This is a genomic window from Burkholderia latens (assembly GCF_902499045.1).
Taxonomy (GTDB): Bacteria; Pseudomonadota; Gammaproteobacteria; order Burkholderiales; family Burkholderiaceae; genus Burkholderia; species Burkholderia latens.
In genome coordinates, this window is sequence record NZ_CABVPL010000058.1 from 13,793 (window position 1) to 39,503 (window position 25,711).

General features: G+C 67.0%; 28 protein-coding genes and 1 tRNA gene. 9 read left to right on the forward strand and 20 right to left on the reverse strand.

Going from position 1 to position 25,711, the window contains the following annotated elements; translation table 11 throughout:
* Positions 1-23 precede the first annotated feature (23 nt).
* A complete protein-coding gene (locus BSE24067_RS28230) occupies positions 24-290 on the forward strand; it encodes a YfhL family 4Fe-4S dicluster ferredoxin (protein ID WP_151066206.1) in 267 nt (88 codons plus the stop codon).
* Between the two features lie 130 nt (positions 291-420).
* Here the strand turns inward: BSE24067_RS28230 and hisC are convergent, their stop codons facing one another.
* The 3 genes from hisC to BSE24067_RS28245 form a co-directional block, all read right to left on the reverse strand.
* Positions 421-1,488, reverse strand: coding sequence for a histidinol-phosphate transaminase (hisC, locus tag BSE24067_RS28235; protein ID WP_151066205.1), 1,068 nt, complete (start codon positions 1,486-1,488; stop codon positions 421-423).
* Between the two features lie 129 nt (positions 1,489-1,617).
* On the reverse strand, positions 1,618-2,217 hold the full coding sequence (gene pth / locus BSE24067_RS28240; RefSeq protein WP_151066204.1) for an aminoacyl-tRNA hydrolase: 600 nt from the start codon (positions 2,215-2,217) through the stop codon (positions 1,618-1,620).
* A 119-nt stretch (positions 2,218-2,336) separates the two neighbouring features.
* The gene (locus BSE24067_RS28245; protein WP_341772581.1) at positions 2,337-2,891 is read right to left on the reverse strand and encodes a 50S ribosomal protein L25/general stress protein Ctc; all 555 of its coding nucleotides are present in this window, start codon (positions 2,889-2,891) and stop codon (positions 2,337-2,339) included.
* Here BSE24067_RS28245 and BSE24067_RS33020 point away from each other — a divergent pair.
* Entirely contained in the window at positions 2,835-2,981 is a 147-nt protein-coding gene (locus tag BSE24067_RS33020) for a ribose-phosphate pyrophosphokinase (protein ID WP_315854979.1), read from the forward strand. The genes BSE24067_RS28245 and BSE24067_RS33020 overlap by 57 nt on opposite strands.
* A 126-nt stretch (positions 2,982-3,107) precedes the next feature.
* Here BSE24067_RS33020 and BSE24067_RS28250 read toward each other — a convergent pair whose 3' ends face one another.
* The 5 genes from BSE24067_RS28250 to BSE24067_RS28270 all read right to left on the reverse strand — a co-directional run bounded on the left by BSE24067_RS28250 (position 3,108) and on the right by BSE24067_RS28270 (position 7,597).
* The gene (locus BSE24067_RS28250; protein WP_040142028.1) at positions 3,108-4,070 is read right to left on the reverse strand and encodes a ribose-phosphate pyrophosphokinase; all 963 of its coding nucleotides are present in this window, start codon (positions 4,068-4,070) and stop codon (positions 3,108-3,110) included.
* A gap of 44 nt (positions 4,071-4,114) precedes the next feature.
* A tRNA-Gln gene (locus BSE24067_RS28255) sits at positions 4,115-4,191 on the reverse strand.
* A gap of 53 nt (positions 4,192-4,244) precedes the next feature.
* Entirely contained in the window at positions 4,245-5,126 is an 882-nt protein-coding gene (gene ispE, locus BSE24067_RS28260) for a 4-(cytidine 5'-diphospho)-2-C-methyl-D-erythritol kinase (protein WP_151066202.1), read from the reverse strand.
* A gap of 27 nt (positions 5,127-5,153) precedes the next feature.
* On the reverse strand, positions 5,154-5,774 hold the full coding sequence (lolB, locus tag BSE24067_RS28265; protein ID WP_151066201.1) for a lipoprotein insertase outer membrane protein LolB: 621 nt from the start codon (positions 5,772-5,774) through the stop codon (positions 5,154-5,156).
* Entirely contained in the window at positions 5,774-7,597 is a 1,824-nt protein-coding gene (locus tag BSE24067_RS28270) for a tetratricopeptide repeat protein (RefSeq protein ID WP_151066200.1), read from the reverse strand. The genes lolB and BSE24067_RS28270 overlap by 1 nt, the downstream gene beginning before the upstream one ends.
* 86 nt (positions 7,598-7,683) lie before the next feature.
* On the opposite strand from BSE24067_RS28270, the gene mutM reads away from it, so the two are divergent.
* Both mutM and mutY read left to right on the forward strand, forming a co-directional pair.
* Entirely contained in the window at positions 7,684-8,511 is an 828-nt protein-coding gene (mutM, locus tag BSE24067_RS28275; RefSeq protein ID WP_151066199.1) for a bifunctional DNA-formamidopyrimidine glycosylase/DNA-(apurinic or apyrimidinic site) lyase, read from the forward strand.
* A 36-nt stretch (positions 8,512-8,547) separates the two neighbouring features.
* Positions 8,548-9,648, forward strand: coding sequence for an A/G-specific adenine glycosylase (mutY, locus tag BSE24067_RS28280; protein WP_151066198.1), 1,101 nt, complete (start codon positions 8,548-8,550; stop codon positions 9,646-9,648).
* A 126-nt stretch (positions 9,649-9,774) separates the two neighbouring features.
* Here the strand turns inward: mutY and BSE24067_RS28285 are convergent, their stop codons facing one another.
* The 11 genes from BSE24067_RS28285 to kdsD form a co-directional block, all read right to left on the reverse strand.
* The gene (locus BSE24067_RS28285; RefSeq protein ID WP_151066197.1) at positions 9,775-10,410 is read right to left on the reverse strand and encodes an LON peptidase substrate-binding domain-containing protein; all 636 of its coding nucleotides are present in this window, start codon (positions 10,408-10,410) and stop codon (positions 9,775-9,777) included.
* Between the two features lie 27 nt (positions 10,411-10,437).
* Positions 10,438-11,346 carry an RNase adapter RapZ gene (gene rapZ, locus BSE24067_RS28290; protein ID WP_151066196.1) on the reverse strand — a complete coding sequence of 303 codons (909 nt, stop codon included), beginning with the start codon at positions 11,344-11,346 and terminating at the stop codon, positions 10,438-10,440.
* A gap of 75 nt (positions 11,347-11,421) precedes the next feature.
* The gene (gene hprK / locus BSE24067_RS28295; RefSeq protein ID WP_006483133.1) at positions 11,422-12,390 is read right to left on the reverse strand and encodes an HPr(Ser) kinase/phosphatase; all 969 of its coding nucleotides are present in this window, start codon (positions 12,388-12,390) and stop codon (positions 11,422-11,424) included.
* Between the two features lie 129 nt (positions 12,391-12,519).
* Positions 12,520-13,032, reverse strand: a complete 513-nt coding sequence (locus BSE24067_RS28300) for a PTS sugar transporter subunit IIA (RefSeq protein ID WP_151066195.1) — start codon at positions 13,030-13,032, stop codon at positions 12,520-12,522.
* A 196-nt stretch (positions 13,033-13,228) separates the two neighbouring features.
* Complete coding sequence (gene hpf / locus BSE24067_RS28305; protein ID WP_006477786.1) at positions 13,229-13,588, reverse strand: ribosome hibernation-promoting factor, HPF/YfiA family; 360 nt, start codon at positions 13,586-13,588, stop codon at positions 13,229-13,231.
* A gap of 159 nt (positions 13,589-13,747) precedes the next feature.
* Complete coding sequence (locus BSE24067_RS28310) at positions 13,748-15,253, reverse strand: RNA polymerase factor sigma-54 (protein ID WP_151066194.1); 1,506 nt, start codon at positions 15,251-15,253, stop codon at positions 13,748-13,750.
* Between the two features lie 162 nt (positions 15,254-15,415).
* Positions 15,416-16,192: an LPS export ABC transporter ATP-binding protein gene (gene lptB / locus BSE24067_RS28315; protein WP_040142006.1), complete on the reverse strand. Its 777-nt coding sequence runs from the start codon at positions 16,190-16,192 to the stop codon at positions 15,416-15,418.
* Positions 16,189-16,854: a lipopolysaccharide transport periplasmic protein LptA gene (gene lptA / locus BSE24067_RS28320; protein ID WP_040142004.1), complete on the reverse strand. Its 666-nt coding sequence runs from the start codon at positions 16,852-16,854 to the stop codon at positions 16,189-16,191. The genes lptB and lptA overlap by 4 nt, the downstream gene beginning before the upstream one ends.
* A 20-nt stretch (positions 16,855-16,874) precedes the next feature.
* A complete protein-coding gene (lptC, locus tag BSE24067_RS28325; RefSeq protein WP_151066193.1) occupies positions 16,875-17,489 on the reverse strand; it encodes an LPS export ABC transporter periplasmic protein LptC in 615 nt (204 codons plus the stop codon).
* Between the two features lie 3 nt (positions 17,490-17,492).
* Complete coding sequence (locus tag BSE24067_RS28330) at positions 17,493-18,029, reverse strand: KdsC family phosphatase (protein ID WP_151066192.1); 537 nt, start codon at positions 18,027-18,029, stop codon at positions 17,493-17,495.
* A complete protein-coding gene (gene kdsD, locus BSE24067_RS28335; protein WP_151066191.1) occupies positions 18,029-19,012 on the reverse strand; it encodes an arabinose 5-phosphate isomerase KdsD in 984 nt (327 codons plus the stop codon). The genes BSE24067_RS28330 and kdsD overlap by 1 nt, the downstream gene beginning before the upstream one ends.
* Before the next feature lie 125 nt (positions 19,013-19,137).
* On the opposite strand from kdsD, the gene BSE24067_RS28340 reads away from it, so the two are divergent.
* From BSE24067_RS28340 to purU, 5 genes are all read left to right on the forward strand, one after another.
* Complete coding sequence (locus BSE24067_RS28340; protein ID WP_151066190.1) at positions 19,138-21,144, forward strand: monovalent cation:proton antiporter family protein; 2,007 nt, start codon at positions 19,138-19,140, stop codon at positions 21,142-21,144.
* A 108-nt stretch (positions 21,145-21,252) separates the two neighbouring features.
* The gene (locus BSE24067_RS28345) at positions 21,253-21,819 is read left to right on the forward strand and encodes an adenine phosphoribosyltransferase (protein WP_151066189.1); all 567 of its coding nucleotides are present in this window, start codon (positions 21,253-21,255) and stop codon (positions 21,817-21,819) included.
* 42 nt (positions 21,820-21,861) lie between these two features.
* A complete protein-coding gene (locus BSE24067_RS28350) occupies positions 21,862-22,476 on the forward strand; it encodes a LysE family translocator (protein ID WP_151066188.1) in 615 nt (204 codons plus the stop codon).
* A 5-nt stretch (positions 22,477-22,481) separates the two neighbouring features.
* The gene (locus BSE24067_RS28355) at positions 22,482-23,339 is read left to right on the forward strand and encodes an NUDIX hydrolase (protein ID WP_151066187.1); all 858 of its coding nucleotides are present in this window, start codon (positions 22,482-22,484) and stop codon (positions 23,337-23,339) included.
* A gap of 96 nt (positions 23,340-23,435) precedes the next feature.
* Positions 23,436-24,320: a formyltetrahydrofolate deformylase gene (gene purU / locus BSE24067_RS28360; protein ID WP_151066186.1), complete on the forward strand. Its 885-nt coding sequence runs from the start codon at positions 23,436-23,438 to the stop codon at positions 24,318-24,320.
* A 125-nt stretch (positions 24,321-24,445) separates the two neighbouring features.
* Here the strand turns inward: purU and BSE24067_RS28365 are convergent, their stop codons facing one another.
* Entirely contained in the window at positions 24,446-25,528 is a 1,083-nt protein-coding gene (locus BSE24067_RS28365; protein WP_170297512.1) for an AI-2E family transporter, read from the reverse strand.
* Between the last annotated feature and the right edge of the window lie 183 nt (positions 25,529-25,711).

Here is a 25,711-nt window from a genome sequence, read left to right on the forward strand (position 1 = left end):
CGGCCTGAAGAAGTGAGATCAGTATGTCTTTGATGATTACCGACGAGTGCATCAATTGCGACGTGTGCGAGCCCGAGTGCCCGAACGGCGCGATTTCGATGGGCCCGGATATCTATGTGATCGACCCGAAGAAATGCACCGAGTGCGTCGGCCATTTCGACGAGCCGCAGTGCCAGCAGGTGTGCCCGGTCGAATGCATTCCGCGCGATCCGCAGCATGACGAATCGCACGCGCAGTTGATGGAGAAGTATCACGCGTTGATCGCCGCGAAAGGCGACGACGCGCAGTAATCTTGCGGTGACGCCTCGGGCGTCACGACGCCACGGTTTCCTCGGCCGGCGCCGTTCGGCGCCGGTTTCGCTTCAGCTTCGGCTTTGGCTGCAGCCTCCTGCAGTTGCCGCCTCCGCTTCCGCTGCCGTTTCAGCCGAGCACGTCGCGCAAGGCCGCGACGAGCGCGTCGCATTCGGCGTCGGTGCCGACGGTGATGCGCAAGTGCTGGTCGATGCGCGGCGCGCGGAAGTGCCGCACGAAAATTTCCCGATCCTTCAGCTTCGCCGCGATCGCGCCCGCATCGTGCGCGGGGTGGCGCGCGAACACGAAATTCGCGGCCGACGGCACGACGTCGAAACCGAGCGTCTCGAGCGCGTGCGTGAGCCGCGCGCGGCTGTCGATCACGCGCCGGCAGGTCGCGTTGAAGTAGTCGGTGTCTTCGTACGCCGCCTGCGCGGCGGCCTGCGCGAGCCGGTCGAGCGGGTACGAGTTGAAGCTGTCCTTCACGCGGTTGAGCGCGTCGATCAACGCCGCATCGCCGAACGCGAACCCGACGCGCATGCCCGCGAGCGAGCGCGCCTTCGACGTCGTGTGCACGACGAGCAGGTTCGGATGGCGGTCGATCAGCGTGATCGCAGATTCCGCGCCGAAATCGACGTACGCTTCGTCGATCAGCACGACCGACGACGGGTTCGCGGCCGCGATCCGCTCGATGTCCGCGAGCGGCAGCGCGCGGCCGGTCGGCGCATTCGGGTTCGGGAACAGCACGCCGCCGGCGTCGTCGAGATAGTCTTCGACGCGGATCGAGAAGTCGCCGGCCAGCGGCACGATCGTCGTCTCGACGCCGTACAGGCGCGCGTAGGTCGGGTAGAAGCTGTACGAGATGTCGGGAAAGCGCAGCGGCCGGTCGTGCTTGAGCAGCGCCTGGAACGCGTGCGCGAGCACCTCGTCGGAGCCGTTGCCGACGAAGACCTGGTCGGGGTTGATCCGGTGATGGGCCGCAACCGTCTCGCGCAGTGCGCGCGCGAGCGGGTCGGGGTAGCGGCGCAGCGTGTCGCCGGTATCGCCGAGTTCGCGCGCGATCGCCGCGACGACGCGCGGCGAAGGCGGATAGGGATTCTCGTTGGTGTTCAGCTTGACGGGGTGTGCGAGCGCGGGCTGTTCGCCCGGCACGTAAGGCACGAGTTGCTGAACGACGTCGCTCCAGTAACGGCTCACCGCTTGGCTCCTGACGGGCAAAAACGACCAGAGTACCGCATGTGCGCGTTGCAGTGCGCAATTGCGGGGAAGGGCGCCGCCGTGCGGCGCGACCCGACGGCAAGCTGCACCGTGCCGGTGCAGCGGGCGTCAGCTGCGATGCAGCTGCATCGTCGCGCGGTCGAGTTCGCCCTTGACGACCATCGGCATCACGGCGAGCGCGCGTTCGATCGACGCGTCGATCACCTCCTGCTCGTCGCGGCGCGGCGGCTTCAGCACGAAGTTCGCGACGTCCGGCTTCGCGCCGGCGCGCGCGCCTTCGGGAATCAGATCGCGCGGATGGCCGATGCCGATGCGCAGCCGCCAGTACTGCTGCGACGACAGGTGCGCGGAGATGTCCTTCAGGCCGTTGTGGCCGCCGCTGCCGCCGCCGAGCTTCAGCTTCACGGTGCCGGGCGGCAGGTCGAGCTCGTCGTGCGCGACGAGGATCTGGTCGGGCAGGATCTTGAAGAAACTCGCCAGCGCGACGACCGACTGGCCGGAGCGGTTCATGTAGGTCTGCGGCTCGAGCAAATGAACTTCCTCGCCGTGGAGCCGGGCTTTCGCGTAGAAGCCGTGGAAGCGGCGCTCGTCGCGCAGCGTCGCGCCGGCTTCGCGGGCGAGCTGGTCGATCAGCCAGAAGCCGGCGTTGTGGCGCGTCGCGGTGTATTCCGCCCCGGGATTGCCGAGGCCGACGATCAGTTTGATCATGACGTTTCGTAGGCGGCAGCGGCCGCCTGGGCGCAGAAAAAGAAAAACCCGCCGGGCAAGCCGCGGCGGGTTGCGTCGACCGTTTCGCGAAACGGATCGAATGGCGTGTAGGCAGCCGCTTAGGCAGCCGGCGTTTCGCCTTCGCCTGCTGCGTCCGACACGGCGCCAGCCGGGACCGTCGCCGATGCGACAACCGGGTTTTCCGCGTCGACGTGCGCGACCAGCGCGACGCCCTTCGGCAGTGCGATGTCCTTCGCGTGCAGCGACTGACCTGCTTCGATCTTCGACAGATCGACTTCGAGGAATTCCGGCAGCGCCGACGGCAGGCACTCGACTTCGATTTCCGTCGCGACGTGCGAGACGACTGCGCTCGACAGCTTCACTGCCGGGCTGATTTCAGCGTTCAGGAAGTGCAGCGGCACCTTCGTGTGCAGCTTCTTCTTCGCGTCGATGCGCTGGAAGTCAACGTGCAGCACGAGTTGCTTGAACGGGTGGTATTGCACGTCGCGCAGCAGAACCTGTTGCGACTGGCCAGCGATTTCCAGGTCGAGGATCGACGAGTGGAAGGCTTCCTTCTTCAGTGCGTGCCACAGCGCGTTGTGATCCAGTTCGATCTTTTGCGGGGCTGCTTCGCCACCGTAGACGATACCCGTGGTCTTACCGGCGTTGCGCAGGCGGCGGCTCGCACCCGTACCTTGCTGTTGGCGCTCGAAAGCGACGACTTTCATGTGATTCTCCAATTGCTGCCCGCGACCAGGCAGTAAAACGGGGCCGGCGAAATGGCGGCCCCCGATGAAACGGACGGGGTTTCGTCTATCCCGTCCGATTGTGCAAAAAGCGAAGCGTTGCCGCTTCGCTTTCTGCGCATGCTAAATCGTGTCGTTCCGCGATCAGGATTCCGCGAACAGCGACATCACCGAGTCGCCGCGGCGAATCCGCGAGAACGTTTCTGCCAGCAGGCTCGCGCTCGTCAGCGAGCGGATCTTCGAGCAGGCCAGCGATTCGGCCGACAGCGGAATCGTATCGGTGACGACCAGCTCGTCGAGTGCCGATGCGGCGATACGCTCGGCGGCGCCGCCCGACAGAACCGGGTGCGTCGCGTACGCGAATACCTGCTTCGCGCCACGATCCTTGAGAACTTGCGCGGCCTTGCACAGCGTGCCGGCCGTATCGACCATGTCGTCCATGATCACGCAGGTGCGGCCTTCGACTTCACCGATGATGTTCATCACTTCGGCGACGTTCGCCTTCGGGCGACGCTTGTCGATGATCGCGAGATCGCAGTTCAGCTGCTTCGCGAGTGCGCGGGCGCGGACCACGCCGCCGACGTCCGGCGACACGACGAGCAGATCCGAGTAGTTCTGCTTGCGCAGGTCGCCCAGCAGGATCGGCGTTGCGTAGATGTTGTCGACCGGGATGTCGAAGAAGCCTTGAATCTGGTCGGCGTGCAGATCCATCGTGATGATCCGCTCGACGCCGGCGATTTCCAGCATGTTCGCGATGACCTTCGCCGAGATCGCGACTCGCGCCGAGCGCGGGCGACGGTCCTGGCGGGCATAGCCGAAGTAGGGGATGGCGGCGGTGATCCGGCCGGCGGACGCACGCTTGAGCGCGTCGACCATGATCATCAGTTCCATCAGGTTGTCGTTCGTCGGCGCGCACGTGGATTGCAGGACGAAGACGTCCTTGCCGCGCACGTTTTCCTGGATCTCGACCTGGATTTCGCCGTCGGAGAAACGGCTGACCATTGCTTTGCCGAGGGGAATTCCAAGGATATTGACGACTTCCTGGGCCAGCGCGGGATTCGCGTTGCCAGTAAAGACCATCAGGCCATCATGGCTGTGGCTGCTCATCGTGCACCTGCTTCAGGCTTAGGCGGGAAATGCGGGAAAATTTTTGGCAGGGGAGGAAGGACTCGAACCCTCGCATGCCGGAATCAAAATCCGGTGCCTTGACCAACTTGGCGACTCCCCTACACTCAACTGATAACTTCACCGGACTTGTAGGCCATCCGGCAAAGCAAAACTTCATGACGCGAAAGCGAAGAGCGGATGCTCGTTCAGACTCTCGGCAACTGCACCGTTCCAACCGGTGGGCAGCTTGGCTTTCGCCGCTTCTGCCTCGTGCTTGCTGGGAAATGCTGCAAACACGCTAGCTCCGGAGCCGGTCATCCTCGCGGGGGTCACATTATACAACCATTTGACCACCTGTGCAACTTCCGCGTACTTACTTGTCACAACTTGCTGCATATCGTTCCGGCCGAAACTGTCTGGCCATCCCGCATCGCTGTTTTGCCGTGCAAGAAAGTCAGCAATTGTGACTGGCTTTGTGTCCCTTGTCAACAACTCGTCTGAAAAAATTTCAGCGGTGGGGACATGCACTCGCGGCGTCACAACCAGGAACCAGCGAGTCGGCAATTCTACCTCAGCTAATTCTTCTCCGATACCCTCTGCGAACGCATTTTTTCCAAAAACGAAAAACGGAACGTCGGCGCCGAGTTTTACCGCGAGCGACTGCAATTCCGCGCGCGGCAGGTCGAGTTGCCACAGGCGGTTCAGCGCGAGCAGCGTCGTGGCCGCGTCGGAACTGCCGCCGCCGAGGCCCGCGCCCATCGGCAGGCACTTGTCGATCTCGATGTCGACGCCGGCCGCGGTGCCCGTATGCGCTTTCAGCAGGTTGGCCGCGCGCACGACGAGATCGCTTTCCTCGGGCACGCCCGGCACGTCGGTGACGCGTGCGACGCGACCGTCGTCGCGCAGCGTGAAATGGAGCGTGTCGCCCCAGTTCAGCAGCTGGAACACGCTCTGCAGATCGTGATAGCCGTTCGGACGACGGCCGGTGATGTGCAGGAACAGGTTGAGTTTCGCGGGCGCGAGGCAGTTGCGCAGCGAGCGGATCGAATCGGTCATGCGTATGTCGGGGCTAGGTTCGCGTGCTTACTGGTCGAGCACGAGCTTGATGTCGAGCGGCGGCGTCGCGCGCACGAGGTTCACGCGTTTGACACCGGTGGCCGGTGCGTCCGCGTAGGCGAGGTAGTCGATCGTCCAGCCGTCCTGGCGGATCTGCTTCAGCCGCGCGGCGTCGGCAGGATCGCGTACCGTTTGCGCGGGCGTCGCGGGTGCGGGCGTCGGCAGCAGCCAGTAGCGCAGGCCGGCCAGCGGCAGCGAGAAGCCGAGCGTGTTCTGCATCAGTTCGCCGACGTCCGTCGCGTATTGCGGCTGGCGGTTCGGCAGTTCGAGCGACGCGGCCCGCGGCGTCGACTTGACGATCGCGAGCGTTTGCCCGAGCGGGCTGCGCAGTTCGAGCGACACGTCGTCGCCGTGCTCCTGCCAGTCGAAGTTGCCGTACACGTTCTGTTGCCGGCCGAGGCGGTCGTTGTACTGCACGGCGAAGCGGCCGTGATAGGCATGCGTCGCAGCCGTCTGCAGCCCGGCGCCCGCCGGCGCATTCGCCGAAGGCGGCGTGCTCGCGCAGCCCGCGAGCGCGAACGCCGCGGCGGCCGCGGCCAGCGTGCGCTGCGCGCGGGAAGACAGGAAAGGCATCGGGAACATCCGCATCAGAGGCCGTTGATCTGCAAGCGCTTCAGCGTCTGCACAAGCGTTTCGTTGTCGGGCTCGAGCTTCTGCGCGGCACGCCACGCGGTGCGCGCGTCATCCTGCGCGCCGCTCTTCCACAGCACCTCGCCGAGGTGTGCGCCGATCTCGGCGTTCGGCTGCAGTTCGTATGCGCGTCGCAGCACCTTCGCCGCGCCGGCCGTGTCGCCCATCCTGTACTTCACCCAGCCGAGGCTGTCCATGATGTACGCGTCGTTCGGCGCGAGCGACAGCGCCTTGTCGATCAGCTTGCTGGCCTCCGGCAGGCGCTGGTTGCGATCGGCGAGCGAATAGCCGAGCGCGTTGTACGCCTGCGGATTGTCGGGCTGCGTGCGGATCAGCTCGCGCAGCTGCTTTTCCATCGTCGCGTAGTGGCCGGTTTTTTCGGCCGCCATCGCGTAGTCGTAGCGCAGGTCCGGATCGTCCGGGAAGTCCTCGACTGCGCGCCCGAGCCGCGCCTCGGCCTCCGGATAGCGCTTCGCGGTGAACAGGATCGACGCATCGGTGCGCGCGACGACGGCCGCATCGCGCGGATCGCTGATCGGCAGATCGTCGAGCACCTTGCGCGCCTCGTCGATCTTGCCTTGTTTCTGCAGCAGCTGCGCACGGGTGATCTGCGCGGGGAGGTAGTGCTGACTCGTCTGGTCGACCTTGTCGAGCCACTGCGACGCCTGCGCGTCGTTGCCCTGCTCGATCGCGATCTGCGCGAGGTAGATGTACCCCTGGCCGACGTCGAGGTTCGGCTGCTTGTCGCCGAGCTGCACGTACTGTTTCAGGTACGCGGTCGCGTCGTCGAGCTTCTTCTGCTGGATCTTGATCAGCGCGAGCGCCATCAGCGGCGTCGGATCCTTCGCGTCGAGCTTGCGCATCGTCTCGAACTGCTTCTGCGCGTCGTCGAGGCGATCGTCGGCGAGATAGAGCTGCGACAGCGCGAGCCGCGCGTCGCGCGACTTCGGATTCTGCTGAACATATTTCTCGAACGACGCGATGCCGGCCGCGCGCTCCGCGGGGCCCATCTGCGACAGCATCAGCGCTGCCGGCAGGTAGTCGGGGCGAATCTGCAGCGCCTGCTTCAGCGACTGCGCGGCGCCTTCCTTGTCGTCGACCGCGAGCTGCTGCCGCGCGATCGCGAGGTGCGCCTCGGGGCGGTTCATGTCGTTCTTCAGCATGTCCTTCAGCACCGCGAGGCCGCCGACGCGGTCGGAGCCGCGCACCAGCAGCGCCTGCAGCGCGAGGATCGCGGGGCCGCGCGTTTCGCCGGTCGCGCGCGCCAGCTCGCGCGCGAGCATCGGCTGCGCATCGGCCGGCTTGCCGGCGAGTACGAGCAGCGCGGCGTCGACTTGCGACGCGCGGTTCGAATCGGGTGCGTACTGGCGCCACAGATTGGCCGCCGACAGCGCGTCGGCCGGGCTTTGCGCGCCGAGCGCGATCTCGGTCGCACGCTGCGCCATGCGCGGATCGCGCGTGTCGCGGGCAAGCGCGAGATAGGTCTGGTAGGCCGGTGCCGGCTGGTTGCGCTGGAGCGCGACCTCCGCGGCGAGCACCTGGTAGACGATCTGGCTCGTCAGCGGGACGCCCGGGAGATCCTTTTTCTCGTCCGGCATCACGTGCTCGAACGCGCCCTGCGGCTCCGCGTCGTCCGATGCCGGACCCTGCGCGTGAGCCGGGAAGGCGGTGAGGGTCCAGGCGGCGAACAGCGCGGCGCCGAGCGCACGGCGGACCGGGAAGGCACGCGCGCCGCACGCGGCGGCGGGGCGCTTCAGGGGCATCTTCGAGGGCAAGGTCATGGAAATCCGTTCGATGTTTCAACCGATTGTAACGCGCTCGCTACAATACACGCACGATCGTGAATCCCGCCTCAGACCCGCAAAACATGCCAGAGTTGCCAGAAGTCGAAGTCACGCGCCGGGGCATCGCGCCCTTTGTCGCGGGCCGCCGCGTCGAGCGTGTCGACGTCCGTACCGCGATGCTGCGCTGGCCCGTGCCGGCCGGGCTCGCGGAGCAATTGCGCGCACGCGAGGTGCTCGCCGTCGAGCGTCGCGGCAAATACCTGCTGTTCGAGGTCGACGCGGGCTGGTTCATCGTCCATCTCGGGATGACGGGCACGCTGCGCGTGCTGCCCGCAGCCGGCGTGCCCGTCGCCGCGAAACACGACCACATCGACTGGATCTTCGACGAATTCGTGCTGCGGTTCCGCGATCCGCGCCGTTTCGGCGCCGTGCTGTGGCACCCGCGCGAAGCGGGCGACGTGCATGCGCATCCGCTGCTCGCGAGCCTCGGCGTCGAGCCGTTCTCGCCCGCGTTCAGCGGCGCGCTGCTGCACGCGCGCACGCGCGGTCGCACGGTGTCGGTCAAGCAGGCGCTGCTCGCGGGCGACATGGTCGTCGGCGTCGGCAACATCTATGCATCGGAGAGCCTGTTCCGCGCGGGCATCCGGCCGACGACCGCCGCCGGCAAGGTCTCGCTGCCGCGCTACGAGCGGCTCGCCGACGCGGTGCGCGCGACGCTCGCCGACGCGATCGAGCGCGGCGGCAGCACGCTGCGCGATTTCGTCGGCAGCAACGGCGAAAGCGGCTACTTCCAGCTCGACTGCTTCGTCTACGACCGCGCGGGGCTGCCTTGCCGCGTGTGCGGCACGCCGATCCGCCAGATCGTGCAGGGCCAGCGCTCGACCTATTTCTGCCCGACCTGCCAGCGTTGAACGCCGCGCTGCAACCTTTTCCGAAGATTCGAACACTTGAAGCCGCCCCGTATCGCCCCCGCTCCGTTTCCCGTCACGCCGCTGCACCGCACGTTCGCCACGCGCCTGATCGCGTGGCAGCGCGAGCACGGCCGCCACGACCTGCCGTGGCAGAACACCCGCGATCCGTACCGGATCTGGCTGTCGGAAATCATGCTGCAGCAGACGCAGGTGTCGACCGTCATCCCGTATTACGCGCGCTTTCTCGAGCGCTTTCCCGACGTCGGCGCGCTCGCGGCCGCGCCCGCCGACGACGTGATGGCGCTGTGGGCCGGCCTCGGCTATTACTCGCGCGCGCGCAACCTGCACCGCTGCGCGCAGGTGGTGGCCGCCGAGCATGGCGGCGTATTCCCGGCGACACCGGACGCGCTCGCGGAGCTGCCCGGCATCGGCCGCTCGACGGCCGCGGCGATCGCGTCGTTCGCATACGGTGCGCGCGCGACGATCCTCGACGGCAACGTGAAGCGCGTGCTCGCGCGCGTGTTCGGCGTCGAGGGCTTTCCGGGCGAGAAGCGGGTCGAGAACGACATGTGGGCGCTGGCCGAGTCGCTGCTGCCGGATGCCGCGAACGCGGCCGACGTGAGCGCGTATACGCAGGGGCTGATGGACCTCGGTGCGACGCTGTGCGTGCGCGGCAAGCCGGATTGTGCGCGCTGCCCGTTCGCGGGCGACTGCGTCGCGCAGTCGACGGGCCGGCAGCGCGAACTGCCGGCCGCGCGACCGAAGAAGGCCGTGCCGACGCGCAAGACGTGGATGCTGGTGCTGCGCGACGGCGACGCGGTGCTGCTCGAGCGGCGCCCGCCGTCCGGCATCTGGGGCGGGTTGTGGTGTCTGCCGCAAGCCGACGGCGATGCCGCGCTGGCCGAGCTCGCGCGCGGCTTCGGCGGCGCCGGCCCGGTGCCGCTCGCGCCGTTTACGCACACGTTCACGCATTTCCGGCTCGAGATCGAGCCGCGGCTCAGCGACGTGACGAACGGCGGCCCGCCGCACGCGCAGGATGCCGAGACGGCGTGGGTGCCGCTCGCCGCGCTCGACGCGTATGGCGTGCCGGCGCCCGTGCGCAAGCTGCTCGATGCGCTTAGCGGGCCGCTGCTGTAACGAAACGGGAAGCGGCGCGTGCGCTCGCGGAAGCGCAGCGTCGCCCAAGGGCGGCTTGTCGATCGGACGGAGTAATCGCGGGATTGACGGCGCGGCGCCGGTGCGCCGCGACAAGTCGGCGGGCGCCTACAGCCAACCGTGCCGGTCGAGCACGTGGTGCACGGCATCGATCCGCGCGCCGACGTCTGGAAACTCCATCAGCTTCTGCCGCGCGCGCAGGTCGAGCGGCAGCAGTTCGGCAAGGCGGTTCGACACCCAGCTCGGATCGTCGAGGCGGAACGGTTCGGCGAACGGCATCTTGTCCGGCTCGGTCTTCTTCAGCGCTTCGATGATTCGCTCGAGCACCTCGGCGCACGAGCCGAATTGCGCGAGCGCCTGTTCGCCTTCGAGCGGAATGTCGTCTGGCAGCGGTTCCGCGATGCCGACCAGCAGCCCGTTCGCCTCGACGCGATACGACAGCAGTTCGAAACGCTGCGTGCCGACTGCCTGCAGATACAGCATCCCGAATTCGCCGGTGTCGCATTCGGTGATGCGCGCCATGCAGCCGATGGTCTCGGGCACCGACACGGCGCCGTCCTGTGCGACTTCGGGGCCGCTCTTGAGCAGGCACACGCCGAACGGCGCGTCGTCGCGCAGGCATGCGCGGCACATGTCGAGATAGCGCGCCTCGAACACCTTGAGCGGCAGCCAGCCACCGGGAAACAGCACCGTGTGCAGCGGAAACAGCGGCAAGTCGATCAGGGTGGTCGATAGGGTAGACATGGCGCGCCGGCGAGAGGGCGGGTGTCGCTAAGGTCGGTCGACCTCGGTGACGAGCCGCGACGACGCGTCGACATCCACGGGCGCGTCACGATGCCGCACGATCACGTTCGCATCGTGCGCGAGGCGCGCGGCGAGCGTTTCCGCGATGAACACCGAGCGATGCTGACCGCCCGTGCAGCCGATGGCGACGGTCAGGTAGCTGCGGTTGTCTTCGCGAAAGTGCGGCAGCCATTTCATCAGGAACGCATGGATGTCGTCGATCATCTGGTGGACGATCGGCAGTGCGTCCAGAAACGCGATGACCGGCTGGTCGAGCCCGGTGAGCGGGCGCAGCTCATGGTCGTAGTACGGATTCGGCAGCGCGCGCACGTCGAACATCAGGTCGGCGTCGAGCGGCACGCCGCGCTTGAAGCCGAACGACTCGAACATCACCATCAGGTCGTTGTTCTTCTGCTCGATGAAGCGCTTGACCCACGTGCGCAGCACGTTCGCGCGCAGCGTGCTCGTGTCGATCTGGTGTCCGAATTCGGCGAGCGGCGCGACGAGTTCGCGTTCGCGCTCGATCGCTTCCTCGAGCGACGACAGCAGCCCGACGTTCGCGTCGTGCGACGGCGAGCCGGACAGCGGGTGACGCCGGCGCGTTTCGGAGAAGCGTTGGATCAGCGCCTGCGTGCTCGCGTTGAGGAACAGCACGCGGACGTCGTGCTCGAGCGACAGCGAGCGGATCAGGCCGGGCATTTCGTCGAGCGACGCGCTGGAGCGCGCATCGATCGCCACCGCGAGCCGATGCTGGCCGCCCTCGGCAAGATAACGGGCGAGTTCGGGCAGCACGTGCGGCGGCAGGTTGTCGACGCAGTAGTAGCCTGCGTCCTCGAGCGCGTTCAGCGCGACGGACTTGCCTGAGCCGGAGATGCCGGTGATGAGGACGATGCGCATGGGAAGCTGAGAATCCTGACGTTTCATCATAGCACCGGCTCGACGCGTCGGCGCTGCGAGGCCGGCGCGAGGAGGTTACACGAGCTTGCCGGGGAACTGACTGTCGGGATCCTGCATCGCGAGCCGTTGCCGATCCATGAAGTCGCGCAACGTGTCGATGCCGCGCAACTGCAGGATCGTGTTTCGCACGGCGGCCTCGACCAGCACCGCGAGGTTGCGGCCGGCCGCCACCTGGATCGTCACCTTGCTGATCGGCAGACCGAGCACGTCGACGGTCTGGCTTTCGAGCGGCAGCCGCTGGAATTCGCCGTCCGGGCGGCGCACCAGCTGGACGATCAGCTTCAGCTTCATTTTCCGGCGCACCGCGGTTTCGCCGAAGATCGTCTTGATGTCGAGCAGGCCGAGGCCGCGCACTTCGAGCAGGTTTTGCAGCAGCGGCGGGCAGCGGCCTTCGACGAAATCGGGGCCAAGTCGAACGAAGTCGACGGCGTCGTCGGCGACGAGGCCGTGGCCGCGGCTGATCAGTTCGAGGCCGAGCTCGCTCTTGCCGAGCCCGGAGTCGCCGGTGAGCAGCACGCCCATCCCGAGGATGTCGAGGAACACGCCGTGCAGCGTCGCGCGGGGCGCGAGGATGCGCGACATGTAGAGCCGCAGGCTGTCGATCACCGCGGCGGCCGACATCGGCGTCGTGAACAGCGGCGTGGACGAGCGCGTGCAGCGCAGCACGAGTTCCGGCGGCGCCGCGGCGCCGCCGGCGACGACGAGAAACGGCGGCTCGAGCGCGATCAGCTCGGCCATGTGGCGCGAACGGTCTTCGTCGGTCTGCCGCTGGTAGTAGTCGATTTCGGCTTCGCCGAGCACCTGGATCCGGTTCGGGTGGATCAGGTTCAGGTGGCCGACGAGGTCGGCGCTCGACGTTGCGTTGCCGACCGTGTCGGCCGAGAAACCGCGCTCCCAGCCTTCATGCCCCGTCAGCCAGCTCAGCTTCAGCGTGGCCGCGTTGTCGTCGAAGATGCTCTGGGCGTTGATGCTGGACGTATCCATGACTCTCGTCACTCCAATGAGCCGGTGCATGCGCGCGGCGACGGGCGTCGCCATGCCGGGCCGGCGCCGGGCGGCCCTGGACGGCGGCGCGTGCCGCCTCGTTCGGGAAAATATTCCGCCCGGATCAACTCAAGGTTGCCACTGAGTGAGCAGGCGATGCAACTCGGCGATATCCGTTTCGTTGTGCAGACGCTCGCGCGCGTCGCGATCGGACAGCAGTTGCGCGATTTCCGACAGGATCTCGAGGTGCTGCTGGGTGGCTTGCTCGGGGACGAGCAGGAAAATCAGGAGACCGACCGGTTGGCCGTCGGGCGCTTCGAACGGGATCACGTCCGCCAGCCGCACGAACGCGGCGAGCGGGTGCTTGAGGCCCTTGATGCGCCCGTGCGGAATCGCCACGCCTTCGCCCAGCCCGGTCGAGCCGAGGCGCTCGCGCGCGAACAGGTTGTCCGTGACGGTGCTGCGCGCGATGCCGTTCTGATTCTCGAAGATCAATCCGGCTTGTTCGAAGACGCGTTTCTTGCTGGTGACGGAGAGGTCGATGACGACGTTCTCTATGGGCAGGATTTTGGCTAGGCGATTCATGTTGGCAGGCGATTGGGCGGCCTGGGGTCTCCTTGCGGCGGCAGACTGATCTTCCATGTTCGGCGATATCAAGGCGTTCGGCACGGGTGCCCTGCAACGCAGTGATCGCACCCGATGCCCCCCGGCGATAACCGGGACATTATAGAGCACAGCCGCGCGCGTGGCGCAGCATGGACGGACCGGTCGCACCACGACCGCACGGACACAAAAAAAACGCCCGGCGAACCGGGCGGCGTGCGTGTTGCGTTGACCGTTATTGCGGCGGCAGTTCGATCTGGTCGATCGACGGCTGGAGCTTGATCGGGTCGTGCGCATGGGTCTGCAGACGCTCCATGTGCTTGACGACCTGGCGATCCAGCTTGTCGATCAGCAGATCGATCGCAGCGTACAGGTTGCCGTTCGCGCTTTCGACGAAGATGTCCTTGCCCTTCAGGTGCAGATTGATTTCCGCACGCTGCTGCTTGTCCTTTTCCTTGTGGTTGTCGACCGAGAGGATCACAGTGCCATCGATCACCTGATCGCTATGGCGTAGCACCCTGTCCAGCTTGGTGATCACGTATTCGCGAATTGCAGGCGTGACTTCCAGATGATGTCCACTGATCTTCAGGTTCATAGTGCTTCTCCAAGCGAGTGACCACCCGGCCGCATCGAGGCGGCGCTCCGGTCGACTTGCCCCCGCCGCACGTGGCAGCGGAATCGCGGACAGGTCGCCCGGCCTGTTCCCCGTATGCGCGGTGGCCGGAACACGCCTGCCGCCGGGCAGGCAGCAGGCTTAAAGAGACTTGCGCAGATTCACTGCCGGGATCTTGAGGGCTTCGCGATATTTGGCAACCGTGCGGCGCGCGACCACGAAACCCTGTTCTGCCAGCAGCTCGGCAATGCGGCTGTCCGAAAGTGGCGATTTTGGGTCTTCAGCTCCTATCAGTTGCTTGATCAGGGCTCGGATGGCGGTCGACGATGCGGCGCCTCCGGTGTCGGTCGAAACGTGTGATCCGAAGAAGTACTTAAATTCAAGCGTCCCGAACGGGGTCAGCATGTACTTGCCGGTTGTCACACGGCTGACAGTCGACTCGTGTAGGCCCAGCGTATCAGCTATTTCCCGCAAAACCAAGGGGCGCATGGCAATTTCACCGTGCGCAAAGAAATTCTTCTGACGCTCGACAATGGCCTGCGCGACACGCAGGATCGTGTCGAAGCGCTGCTGGATATTCTTGATCAGCCAGCGCGCTTCCTGCAGCTGCTGTTTCAGCGAACCGGCCGCCGGATCGCCGCGGCTGTTGCGCAGGATGTTCGCGTACAGGTTGTTGATCCGCAGGCGCGGCATCACTTCCGGATTGAGTTCCGCGAGCCAGCCCTGGCCGGCCTTCTTCACGATGATGTCGGGCACGACGTAGTCGGCCTCGGCCTTGCCGTACGCGGCGCCCGGGAACGGCTCCAGCGAGCGGATCAGCGCATGCGCGTCGCGCAGCGCGTCGTCGGTCGCCTTCAGGTGCTTGCGCAGCCGCGTGAAATCGCGCGCGGCGAGCAGTTCCAGGTGCTGCGACACGATTTCCAGCGCGAGCGTGCGCGTGGGGGACGGATCGAGGCGCAGCAATTGCAGCTTCAGGCATTCGGACGCCGAGCGGGCCCCGACTCCCGGCGGATCGAAGCTGTGCAGCAGCGCGAGCGCCGCATTCAGTTCGTCGCAGTCGATTTCGAGTTCGGGCGGCAAGTCGGCGAGCACCTCGTCGAGCGACGCGGTCAGGTAGCCGTCGTCGTCGAGCGATTCGATCAGGAACATCACGAGCGCGCGGTCGCGCGGGCTCGCCTGCGTGACGCGCAGTTGCGCGGACAGATGGTCGCGCAGCGACGTCGCGGCTTCCTGGACCTGCAGCGGCGGGAGGTCGTCATCGTCCGATGCGCCGCTCGAACGACCGAATTCGTCGAGATTCCACTGCGGGCCGTCGCTGGCGTCGCCGGACGCGTAGCCGTCGTATTCGTCGGCACCGGCCGGCTCGTCGCGTTCGGCACGGTCGCCGGACTGGCTGCTGCCGTTCGATACGCTCGGTTCGGCATTCTGGCCGGGCGGTGTCTGCGCGATCAGCGATCCGTCCGCCGCGACGCGCAGCGGACTCGCGATCCATTCGTCATCGTTTTCGAGCAGCGGATTCTGCGCGACGGCCATCGCGACTTCCTGCTGCAGTTCGAGCGTCGACAGCTGCAGCAGCCGGATCGACTGCTGAAGTTGCGGGGTCAGCGCTAGATGTTGCGACAGGCGGAGTTGAAGGCTGGCTTTCATGGCAAAGAGGGAGTCATACCGGCAGTTTGCCACGACCCAGGCGCATTGAGCCATCCGCGATTACGCGCGGCGCGGCGCCCGGGCGCGCAGGCCGCTGCGCGGGGGCGTGCGGGCGCGGCCCTGCGCGGCGATGCCGGGCAGGGTGCAGCCAGCCAGGGGGAGTTACATGCGGAAGTGTTCGCCGAGGTAGACGCGGCGCACGCTTTCGTTTTCGATGATTTCGCTCGGCGCGCCGGCGGCGAGCACCGAACCGTCGCTGATGATGTACGCGTGGTCGCAGATGCCGAGCGTTTCGCGGACGTTGTGATCGGTAATCAACACGCCGATATTGCGCTGCTTCAGGAACTTGACGATCTTCTGGATCTCGAGCACCGCGATCGGGTCGACGCCGGCGAACGGTTCGTCGAGCAGGATGAAGCTCGGATTGGTCGCGAGCGCGCGCGCGATTTCCACGCGGCGGCGTTCGCCGCCGGACAGCGACAGCGCCGGGTTCTCGCGCAAATGGCCGATCTGCAGCTCGTCCAGCAGCGCCTCGGTGCGCGACGCGATCGCATCCTTCGACAGCCGCTTGCCGTCTTCGCCGTGCTGCAGCTCGAGCACCGCGCGGATGTTCTCCTCGACGGTCAGCTTGCGGAACACCGATGCTTCCTGCGGCAGGTACGACAGGCCGAGCGACGCGCGCTTGTGGATCGGCAGCAGGCTGATCGAGCTGCCGTTCAACGAGATCTCGCCCGCATCCAGCGGCACGAGGCCGACGATCATGTAGAACGACGTCGTCTTGCCGGCGCCGTTCGGGCCGAGCAGACCGACGACTTCGCCGCTCTTCACGTCGAGCGACACGTCCTTGACGACCGTGCGCGAGCCGTAGCGCTTCTTCAGGTTGCGGACGACGAGCGAGCTCGTCGTGCCGGCCGGCTGGCGGTTCGGGAGCGCGTTCATTGGCCCGGCGCTCCCTGGATCGTGGTCGACGGCGACAGCTTCGCCGGCGCGCCGTTCAGCGGCCCGGCGCCGCCGTTCTTCGGCGACAGCATCGCGCGCACGCGGCCGTTCGGGTTGCCCGGCGCCGCGACGTCCTTGCCGCCCTTCGCGGTGTAGAAGTCGTGCTGGCCGTCGTACGTGATCACGCTGCCGTGCACGGTGTCGGCGATCGTCGACGTGCCCTGCAGGCGGCGCACGGTCGCGGCCGTCGTCAGCGTCGTCAGGTCCTGCTTGCCGTCGTAGTCGATGCGCTCGGCGTCGCCGTCGATGTATTCGTCGAGACCTTCGCGCTTCTGGCGGAACGTCGCATGCTTCTTGCCGCTGCCGAACGACGTCGCGTACTGATAGCCTTCCGGGTCCTGGCGCACTTCGACGCGGTCGCCCTTGATGATGATCGTGCCCTTCGTGATCACGACGTTGCCGGTCGCGACCGTCACCTGCTTCAGGTCGTCATAGGTCAGATTGTCGGCCTCGACGTTGATCGGCTTGTTCTGGTCGGCCTTCTCGGCATGGGCGAGCGGCGCCAGCCCGACGAGCGGGAGCGCCACGAGCGTCGCGGCGAGCGCGGCGCGGACGGCGCGCGCAGCGCCGCCGGAATTCTGTCGAGGGAACGGTTCGTTCATGCAGTCACGTGAGGGATGCGTCACTTGGGTTGACCTTTCGAGCCGCCGGACGTGTCCGCGGCGGCGATCGTGCCGCGCACGTTGCCGTAAAGCTCGATGACCCGGGTGACGTTGTTGTACTTCATGCCGTCGGTCGCGTTGACGAGCGACAGGCCGCGCTGAAGTTTAACCGGCTTTTCGGTCTGGATCACATCGTCATTGACGAAGATCCGGAAATGCTGGGAATCGGCCTGCATCTGCGGATCGCCGCCGCCGGCCACGCGCCGGATGCGCGCGTCGTCGTACAGGTCGACGATCGACACGTCGCCGTTGACCGTGCCGCGCTTCGCGGTGGTCGTCACGACCGGCTTGCCGGGCTGGAACGCGCGCATGGCCGGATCGGTCAGGTCGCTGTTCTCCGTGTCTTCGTAATGGATCAGCTTCGCGGCCGTCAGCCGGTACTGCGTCGTGCCGGTCTGGTCGAGCTCGGTGACCGAGAAGTTGTCCGCGAAATAGTCGGGCGTGTGGCGCTTCGGCTGCGCGGCGCCCTCGCCGGGCGGCGGCAGCGTCGCTTGCAGCAGCCACCACGTGACGCCCGCGAGCGCGGCGACCGCGACGAGCGGCAGCAACTGGGTCCAGCGGAAATGCGTGTTCATCCGTCAGGCTCCGCAGGCGGCCGCGAGCAGCGCGTCGTAGCGGCGCTGCGCGCGCAGGATCGCGTCGCACACTTCGCGCACCGCGCCGTGGCCGCCGCGGGCCTCGGCCACCCAGTGCGCGCGGGCGATCACCTCGGGGTGCGCGTTGGCCGGCGCGGCCGCGAAGCCGCAACGCAGCATCACCGGCAGGTCGGGCCAGTCGTCGCCCATGTAGCCGCACGCGTCGGCGCCGATGCCGAGCGATGCGGTCAGGTCGGCGAACACGGCGAGCTTGTTCTCGACGCCCTGGAACAGGTGCGCGATCTTCATTTCCTTCGCGCGCGCCGCGACGATGTCCGAGCGGCGGCCGGTGATGATCGCGGTCGCGATGCCGGCCTCGCCGAGCAGCTTCACGCCATGGCCGTCGAGCGAATTGAACGACTTCATCGCGTCGCCGGCCGCGGTAAACAGCAGGCCGCCGTCGGTCAGCACGCCGTCGACGTCGAAAATCATCAGCTTCACGCGGCTCGCGCGTTCCGCCGCAGTCAGCGCTGCGCTCATCAGATCACCTTCTTCGAAAACAGGTCGTGCATGTTCAGCGCGCCGATCAGCGCGCCGTCCGCATCGACCACGAGCATCTGGTTGATCCGGTGGCGCTCCATCAGTTCCACGGCTTCGACCGCGAGTTGATCGGGGCCGATCGTGCGCGGTGCGCGCGTCATCACGTCGGCGATCGGCAGCGTGCGGAAATCGCCGTCGCGCGCAAGCACGCGGCGCAGATCGCCGTCGGTGAAGATGCCGGCCACGCGGCCGTCGTCGCCGATCACGGCCGTCATGCCCATCCGTTTCGCGGTGATCTGGAACAGTGCATCCGACAGCGTCGCGTCGAGCCCGACGCGCGGCACGTCGTCGCCCGAGCGCATCACGTCGCGCACGTGCGTGAGCAGGCGGCGGCCGAGCGCGCCGCCCGGATGCGAGCGCGCGAAGTCCTCGGAACCGAAACCGCGCGCGTCGAGCACCGCGACGGCGAGCGCGTCGCCGAGCGCGAGCGCGGCGGTCGTGCTCGCGGTGGGCGCGAGGTTCAGCGGGCACGCTTCCTTCGAGACGGCCGCGTTCAGGTTCACGTCGGCGAGCGTGCCGAGGCTCGATTCCGCGCGGCCCGTGATCGCGATCAGCTTCGCGCCGATCCGCTTGACGAGCGGCAGGATCGCGACGAGTTCTTCCGACTCGCCCGAATAGGAGATGCCGATGAAGACGTCGTCGGAGGTGACCATCCCGAGGTCGCCATGGCTGGCCTCGGCCGGATGGACGAAGAAGGCCGGCGTGCCGGTGCTCGCCAGCGTGGCTGCGATCTTGCGGGCGATATGCCCCGATTTGCCGATGCCGGATACCACGACGCGCCCGCGGCAGCCGAGCAGCAGCGCAACGGCATGGACGAAGTCGCCGTCGAGCTGGTCGCGCAGCGCGCGCACGGCGTCCGCCTCGATGTCGAGCACGTCGCGGGCGAGCGCGAGCGCCCGATCATCATTGATTTTCGCTATCATGCGCGGAGTATAGCAAAGGCGTTTGTTCGCCGCGCCGCGCCTTCGGACTTGTCCGAGGTTGCCGGTCCACCGCCACCACCCGCGCCCGCATTGCCGTGGCCCCGACGAACGAGGACGCTTCGCCCGTGATTTCCCCGCTCGAAATGACCCTGCTGCTGCTGCTGGCCTCGGTGGTGGGCGTCGTCGTGTTTCGCTCGCTGAATCTGCCGCCGATGCTCGGCTATCTGACCGTCGGCATCCTGGTCGGCCCGCACGCGTTCGGCGTCGCCGCGGACCTCGAGCGGGCCGAGCATCTCGCGGAATTCGGCGTGGTGTTCCTGATGTTCTCGATCGGCCTCGAATTCTCGCTCGCGAAGCTGCGGGCGATGCAGCGGCTCGTGTTCGGGCTCGGGCTGCTGCAGGTGGTCGTGACGCTTGCGGTCGCGGTCGTGCTCGGCGCGCTGTTCGAGCGCTGGATGCACATCACGTGGCAGGGCAGCGTCGCGCTCGGCGGCGCGCTCGCGATGTCGTCGACGGCGATCGTGTCGAAGATGCTCGCCGAGCGGCTCGAGATCGAGACCGAGCACGGCCGCAACATCTTCGGCGTGCTGCTGTTCCAGGATCTCGCGGTGGTGCCGCTGCTGATCGTGATCGCCGCGTTCGGCGCCGAATCGTCGAAGGATCTCGCGCTCACGCTCGGCTTCGCGGCGGTCAAGATCGTGATCGCGCTCGCGCTGCTGCTCGTCATCGGCCAGCGGTTCATGACGCGCTGGCTCAACGTGGTCGCGCGGCGCCGCTCGCAGGAGCTGTTCGTGCTGAACCTGCTGCTCGTCACGCTCGGCGCCGCGTTCATCACCGACCGCTTCGGCTTGTCGCTCGCGCTCGGCGCGTTCATCGCGGGGATGCTGATCTCCGAGACACCGTTCCGCCATCAGGTGGAAGAAGACATCAAGCCGTTCCGCGACGTGCTGCTCGGGCTGTTCTTCGTGACGACGGGGATGCTGCTCGATCCGCGCGTGATCTGGGAGCATCCGCTGATCGTGCTCGGCTTCTTCGTCGGGCAGATCCTGTTCAAGGCGACGATGATCGCGGGGCTCGCGAGGCTGTTCGGCGCGACGCCGGGCGTCGCGATGCGCACCGGCATCGGGCTCGCGCAGGCCGGTGAATTCGGCTTCGTGCTGCTGAACCTGATCCTCGACCGGCATCTGGTCGATTCGACGCTGTTGCAGGCGATCCTCGCGTCGATGCTGTTGTCGATGCTCGCCGCGCCGTTCCTGATCCAGAACGCCGACCGGATCGTGATGCGGCTGTCGTCGACGGAATGGATGCAGCAGTCGCTGCAGATGACGCGGATCGCGACGCAAAGCCTCAAGCAGCGCGGCCACGTGATCATCTGCGGCTACGGCCGTGCGGGCCAGAACCTCGCGCGGATGCTCGAGCAGGAAGGCATCTCGTACGTCGCGCTCGACCTCGACCCCGATCGCGTGAGCGCGGCGGCGACGGCCGGCGAATCGGTCGTGTTCGGCGACGCGGCGCGCCGCGAGTCGCTGCTCGCGGCCGGTATCCATCGCGCGGCGGCCGTCGCGATCACGTATGCGAACACGCCGTCCGCGCTGCGCGTGCTGCATCACGTGCACGAGCTCGAGCCGACGCTGCCCGCGATCGTGCGCACGGTCGACGACGCCGACCTCGAGAAACTGCTCGCGGCCGGCGCGACGGAAGTGATTCCGGAGATCGTCGAGGGCAGCCTGATGCTCGCGTCGCACACGCTGGTGCTGGTCGGCGTGCCGATGCGCAAGGTCGTGCGGCGCGTCGAGGAGATGCGCGACGAACGCTACAGTCTGCTGCGCGGCTATTTCCACGGCGCGGACGACGCGGACGACGACGATCACGAGCAGGTGCGGCTACAATCGGTGCCGGTCGATGCGCGCGCGGACGCGGTCGGGCGCTCGCTGGAGGAGCTCGGGCTGTACGCGCTCGGGCTCGAAGTCACGGCGATCCGCCGGCACGGGATCCGCGGCGTCGAACCCGATCCGCAGACCAAGCTGCGCGCGAGCGACATCGTCGTGCTGCGCGGATTGCCCGAAGCGCTCGCGCTCGCGGAGGAGCGGCTGTCGCGGCATCGGCGCGAACCGCCGGCCGCGGTCGCATGAGCCGCGACGCCACGCGTGTGTCGATTCAGCGAGTCGATGCCATAACCTGACCCGTATTTGTTCGAAACGGTGCCCGATCTTCGCGCACCGTTTTTTTCGGAGAGTTTCATGCCGCATTCGTCGTCGGGCGCACCGCTCGATCCGGTCGCCTTCATCCACAGCCAGATCCGCACGGTGCCCGACTGGCCGCAGCCGGGCGTGCAGTTCCGCGACATTACGACGCTGCTGCAGAGCCCGAAGGCGCTGCGCATCCTCGTCGACCTGTTCGTCGAGCGCTATGTCGATGCGAAGCTCGACTACGTCGCGGGGCTCGACGCGCGCGGTTTCATCATCGCGCCGATCGTCGCGTACGAGCTGAGCGTCGGCTTCGTGCCGATCCGCAAGGTCGGCAAGCTGCCGTACAAGACGCGCTCGGAGTCGTACGACCTCGAATACGGCAGCGCGACGGTCGAGATCCACGAAGACGCGTGCCGCCCCGGCGATCGCGTGATCATCATGGACGACCTGATCGCGACCGGCGGCACGATGATGGCGGGGCGCAACCTGCTGCAGCGGCTCGGCGCGGTGGTCGTCGAGGGCGCGGCGATCATCGACCTGCCCGATCTCGGCGGCTCGACGCTGCTGCGCAATGCCGGGCTGCCCGTCTACACCGTCACCGAATTCGCCGGCCACTGAGCCAGTGAGCCACTGAACGCCGGCCCACGCCGAGAGGTCACGATGCCCAATTTCATGCTGTTTCTCGCCACGTCGATCGCGATCACGTTCGCGCCCGGTCCCGACAACCTGCAGGTGCTGGCGCGCGGGATCTCGCAGGGCCGCGCGGCCGGCTTCGTCGCGGCGCTCGGCTTCACCGCCGGCATCCTGTTCCATACGACGCTCGCGGCGCTGGGCGTCGCGGCCGTGCTGCGTTCGTCGCCGGTCGCGTTCCAGGCGCTGAAGCTGGCGGGCGCCGCGTATCTCGTATGGATCGGCATCAAGGCGCTGCGCAGCCAGGGCCTCTCGAATGCGCACGCGCGCCCGCCGCAGCCGCTCGGTGCGATCTTCCGGCAGAGCGTGATCGGCAACCTGATGAACCCGAAGGTCACGCTGTTCTTCGTCGTGTTCCTGCCGCAGTTCGTCGATCCGCACGGCGTGCAGGGCGTCACGCTGCAGATGTTCGAGCTCGGCGCGCTGTTCATGCTGCAGACGGCCGCGATCTTCTCGCTGTTCGGCATCGGCGCGGGCGTGATCGGCGCATGGCTGAAGCGTCGCCCGAAGGCCGGCGTGTGGCTCGACCGGATCGCCGGCGCGACGTTCATCGCGATCGGCATTCGCGTCGCCCTGAAGGATTGAAGCCGATGACGTTTCCGTGCATCGCGGCCGCGCGCCGCTTCGATCCGGCCGCGCATCTGCGTTTCGAGATCGGCGGCCGGCAGGTCGGCTGGGTGCGGCGCAGCGACGTCGCGAAGCTCGTGCGCTGGCCCGACGTGTTCGAGCTGACGGACGAGCGCGTCGTGCTGTCGGCGCGCTACGACACGGTCGATGCGCGCAGCATGGCGCTCGCGAGCGCGATCGGCGCGCTGGCCGCCGAAGGCGCGATTCCCGGCTGGCGCGACGAGATCTATGCGATCCGCAACCGCTTCGACGATCCGCCGCTCGCGTATATCGAGCGCGCCGCGTCGCGCTTCTTCGGGACGCAGACTTATGCGGTGCATCTGAACGGCATCGTAGAATATGCGGTTGCGCCGGGTTCGCCCGCCGCGCCGCAGATGTGGCTCGGCCGCCGCAGCGCGACCAAGGCCACCGACCCCGGCATGCTCGACAACGTCGTCGCGGGCGGCATCGGCTGGGGCCTGGGCGTTCACGAGACGCTCATCAAGGAGTGCTGGGAAGAGGCCGGCATGCCGGCCGAACTCGCGGCGCGCGCGATCGCGGGCCGGGCGGTGCAGGTGTTGTGCTCGCTGCCGGAAGGCACGCAGTCCGAATTGATCTTCGTGTACGACCTGCCGTTGCCGCGCGACTTCGCGCCGCACAACCAGGACGGCGAAGTGGCCGAACATCTGCTGGCCGGCGTGCCCGAAGTGATCACGTGGCTGCGCGAAGGCCGCGCGACGATGGATGCGAGCCTCGCGATGCTCGACACGCTGCTGCGCCATCGCTGGCTTGCGGCGGCCGATGCCGCAGGCATCGACGCGCTGTTCGCGCCGGCCGCGTAGCGCCGCGCCGCATGCGGAGCCGGCCCGCGCTTTGTGCGCCGGTGCGGCCGAGCGGGCGCCTATTTGACGAATACCGAAACGAAGGGAGTAGCGGTCATGTCGACCGATCACAGCTTTATCTTGAAATTGTCGTGCCCCGACCGGCACGGCATCGTCCACGCGGTCTCGGGCTTCCTGTTCGAGCGCAACAACAACATCCTCGATTCCGCGCAGTTCGGCGACAGCCGCACCGGCGAGTTCTTCATGCGCGTGCACTTCGAGCAGGACGCCAACGGCACGGATGCCGCGTCGGCGCTCGACACGCTTCGCAACGAATTCGCGCCGCTCGCCGAGCAGTTCGCGATGCGCTGGGAACTGCACGACGCGTCGGTGAAACCGCGTGTCGTGATCATGGTGTCGAAGATCGGCCATTGCCTGAACGACCTGCTGTTCCGCTATCGCACCGGCCAGCTGCCGATCGAGATTCCGGCGATCGTGTCGAACCACAAGGAGTTCTACCAGCTCGCCGCGAGCTACAACATTCCGTTCCATCACTTCCCGCTCGCCGGCGGCTCGTCCGATGCGGCGAAGGCCGCGCAGGAAGCGCGCGTGCTGGAGGTGATCGACGAACACCAGGCCGATCTCGTCGTGCTCGCGCGCTACATGCAGATCCTGTCGCCGAACATGTGCGAGCAGCTCGCCGGCCGCGCGATCAACATCCATCATTCGTTCCTGCCGAGCTTCAAGGGCGCGAAGCCGTACTATCAGGCGTTCGACCGCGGCGTGAAGCTGATCGGCGCGACTGCGCACTACGTGACCACCGATCTCGACGAAGGCCCGATCATCGAGCAGGAAGTCGAACGCGTCGATCACAGCATGACGCCGGACCAGCTCACCGCGATCGGCCGCGACGTCGAGTGCGTGACGCTCGCGCGCGCGGTGAAGTGGCACGTCGAGCACCGGATCGTGCTGAACGGGACGAAGACGGTCGTGTTCCGCTGATCGGCGCTTCGGGCCGGGCGGCAGCCGGTGCCGGCCGCTCGCGGCCGCAAGCGAAAACGCCGCGCACTTTACGGTGCGCGGCGTTTTTTTTATCGCGTGACGAGCGGCGCGCTGGCGGCGGCGCGTCAGATCAGCCGCAGCATGTACAGCTCGCGCTTCAGGTACGCATAGAAGATCGGCGCGGCGATCACGCCCGGCAGCCCGAACGCGGCTTCCATGATCAGCATCGCGAGCAGCAGCTCCCACGCGCGCGACTCGATCTGCCCGCCGATGATCTTCGCGTTCAGGAAGTATTCGAGCTTGTGGATGATCACGAGGAACGCGAGCGATGCGATCGCGGTGCCCATGCTGACCGACAACGACACCGCGACGATCAGCGTGTTCGAGATCAGGTTGCCGATCACCGGCAGCAGCCCGACGATGAACGTGACGAGCACGAGCGTCTTCGACAGCGGCAGCCGCTGATGGAAGACCGGCAGTGCGATGAGCAGGTAGATCGCGGTGAACGCCGCGTTGATCGCCGAGATCTTGATCTGCGCGAACACGATCCGGCGGAACGATTCGGCGAAACGCGACACGCGCGTGACGAGCGCGGTCGACAGCGGCCGGCGCACCTTGCCGTGCTCGACGCCGATCGCGATCATCGCGCCGATGATCATCCCGAACAGCACGTGGCCGAAGCCGCGCGCGACGCTCTTGCCGCCTTGCTGCAGCTGATCCATGTGCGAGTGCATCAGCAGCGCCGCCTTCGCCTTCATCTGCTCGACGTCCACCGGCAGCAGGTTCGCGATCCAGGCCGGCGTGCGCGCGCGTGTCTGCTCGACTATCTGCATCAGCTGGCCAAGAAGGCTCTGCAGGTTCGGCACCGTGTGCTCGAAATGCTCGATGATGCCGATCGTCAGGCCCGTGAGCCCGCCGACGATCGCGATCGACAGCAGCACGACCGCGACCCAGCGGGCGCGCATGCTGGTGGTGTGGCGCTCGATGACCGGCGCGATCGTGTGGATCAGCTGATAGACCAGCATGCCGGCCAGCAGCCCGCCGAGCAGCTTGAGCTCGATGACCAGCACCATCGCGACGACGGCGAGCAGATAGCTGCCGATCTCGATCGCCGACAGCTTCGGCAGGCTGAAGTCGCTCGTCAGCCGCACGCTGCGCAGGTGCGGCTCGCGGCTCTGGGCGTCGCGCGACTCTTGTTGCTTCTCCATCGTGGATTCCTGTCGTTCGAGTGTCGTGACGCGCGGTAGGCGGCAGGACGGCGGTCGGCCGGCGCCGCACCGGATTGGTGCGGATGGCGAACCTTACGACCGTAAAGTATAGCTGCCATTATCGTCCGCCACGGGACAGTTTGGCTCGTGGTGTAAACGCAGAGGGGGAAAACCGCGGAAGGG

What these genes read in the sequence shown, in the direction of transcription:
- mutM (WP_151066199.1), top strand. Translation starts at nt 7,684, where the DNA reads ATGCCAGAGTTGCCAGAAGTCGAAGTCACGCGCCGGGGCATCGCGCCC.
- BSE24067_RS28230 (WP_151066206.1), top strand. Translation starts at nt 24, where the DNA reads ATGTCTTTGATGATTACCGACGAGTGCATCAATTGCGACGTGTGCGAG.
- BSE24067_RS28365 (WP_170297512.1), bottom strand. Translation starts at nt 25,528, where the DNA reads ATGGAGAAGCAACAAGAGTCGCGCGACGCCCAGAGCCGCGAGCCGCAC.
- BSE24067_RS28270 (WP_151066200.1), bottom strand. Translation starts at nt 7,597, where the DNA reads ATGACCTTGCCCTCGAAGATGCCCCTGAAGCGCCCCGCCGCCGCGTGC.
- kdsD (WP_151066191.1), bottom strand. Translation starts at nt 19,012, where the DNA reads ATGATAGCGAAAATCAATGATGATCGGGCGCTCGCGCTCGCCCGCGAC.
- BSE24067_RS28310 (WP_151066194.1), bottom strand. Translation starts at nt 15,253, where the DNA reads ATGAAAGCCAGCCTTCAACTCCGCCTGTCGCAACATCTAGCGCTGACC.
- BSE24067_RS28285 (WP_151066197.1), bottom strand. Translation starts at nt 10,410, where the DNA reads ATGTCTACCCTATCGACCACCCTGATCGACTTGCCGCTGTTTCCGCTG.
- BSE24067_RS28330 (WP_151066192.1), bottom strand. Translation starts at nt 18,029, where the DNA reads ATGAGCGCAGCGCTGACTGCGGCGGAACGCGCGAGCCGCGTGAAGCTG.
- lptC (WP_151066193.1), bottom strand. Translation starts at nt 17,489, where the DNA reads ATGAACACGCATTTCCGCTGGACCCAGTTGCTGCCGCTCGTCGCGGTC.
- purU (WP_151066186.1), top strand. Translation starts at nt 23,436, where the DNA reads ATGTCGACCGATCACAGCTTTATCTTGAAATTGTCGTGCCCCGACCGG.
- lptB (WP_040142006.1), bottom strand. Translation starts at nt 16,192, where the DNA reads ATGAACGCGCTCCCGAACCGCCAGCCGGCCGGCACGACGAGCTCGCTC.
- BSE24067_RS28350 (WP_151066188.1), top strand. Translation starts at nt 21,862, where the DNA reads ATGCCCAATTTCATGCTGTTTCTCGCCACGTCGATCGCGATCACGTTC.
- lptA (WP_040142004.1), bottom strand. Translation starts at nt 16,854, where the DNA reads ATGAACGAACCGTTCCCTCGACAGAATTCCGGCGGCGCTGCGCGCGCC.
- BSE24067_RS28250 (WP_040142028.1), bottom strand. Translation starts at nt 4,070, where the DNA reads ATGAGCAGCCACAGCCATGATGGCCTGATGGTCTTTACTGGCAACGCG.
- hprK (WP_006483133.1), bottom strand. Translation starts at nt 12,390, where the DNA reads ATGGATACGTCCAGCATCAACGCCCAGAGCATCTTCGACGACAACGCG.
- lolB (WP_151066201.1), bottom strand. Translation starts at nt 5,774, where the DNA reads ATGCGGATGTTCCCGATGCCTTTCCTGTCTTCCCGCGCGCAGCGCACG.
- BSE24067_RS28355 (WP_151066187.1), top strand. Translation starts at nt 22,482, where the DNA reads ATGACGTTTCCGTGCATCGCGGCCGCGCGCCGCTTCGATCCGGCCGCG.
- ispE (WP_151066202.1), bottom strand. Translation starts at nt 5,126, where the DNA reads ATGACCGATTCGATCCGCTCGCTGCGCAACTGCCTCGCGCCCGCGAAA.
- pth (WP_151066204.1), bottom strand. Translation starts at nt 2,217, where the DNA reads ATGATCAAACTGATCGTCGGCCTCGGCAATCCCGGGGCGGAATACACC.
- BSE24067_RS28345 (WP_151066189.1), top strand. Translation starts at nt 21,253, where the DNA reads ATGCCGCATTCGTCGTCGGGCGCACCGCTCGATCCGGTCGCCTTCATC.
- BSE24067_RS28300 (WP_151066195.1), bottom strand. Translation starts at nt 13,032, where the DNA reads ATGGAAGATCAGTCTGCCGCCGCAAGGAGACCCCAGGCCGCCCAATCG.
- rapZ (WP_151066196.1), bottom strand. Translation starts at nt 11,346, where the DNA reads ATGCGCATCGTCCTCATCACCGGCATCTCCGGCTCAGGCAAGTCCGTC.
- hpf (WP_006477786.1), bottom strand. Translation starts at nt 13,588, where the DNA reads ATGAACCTGAAGATCAGTGGACATCATCTGGAAGTCACGCCTGCAATT.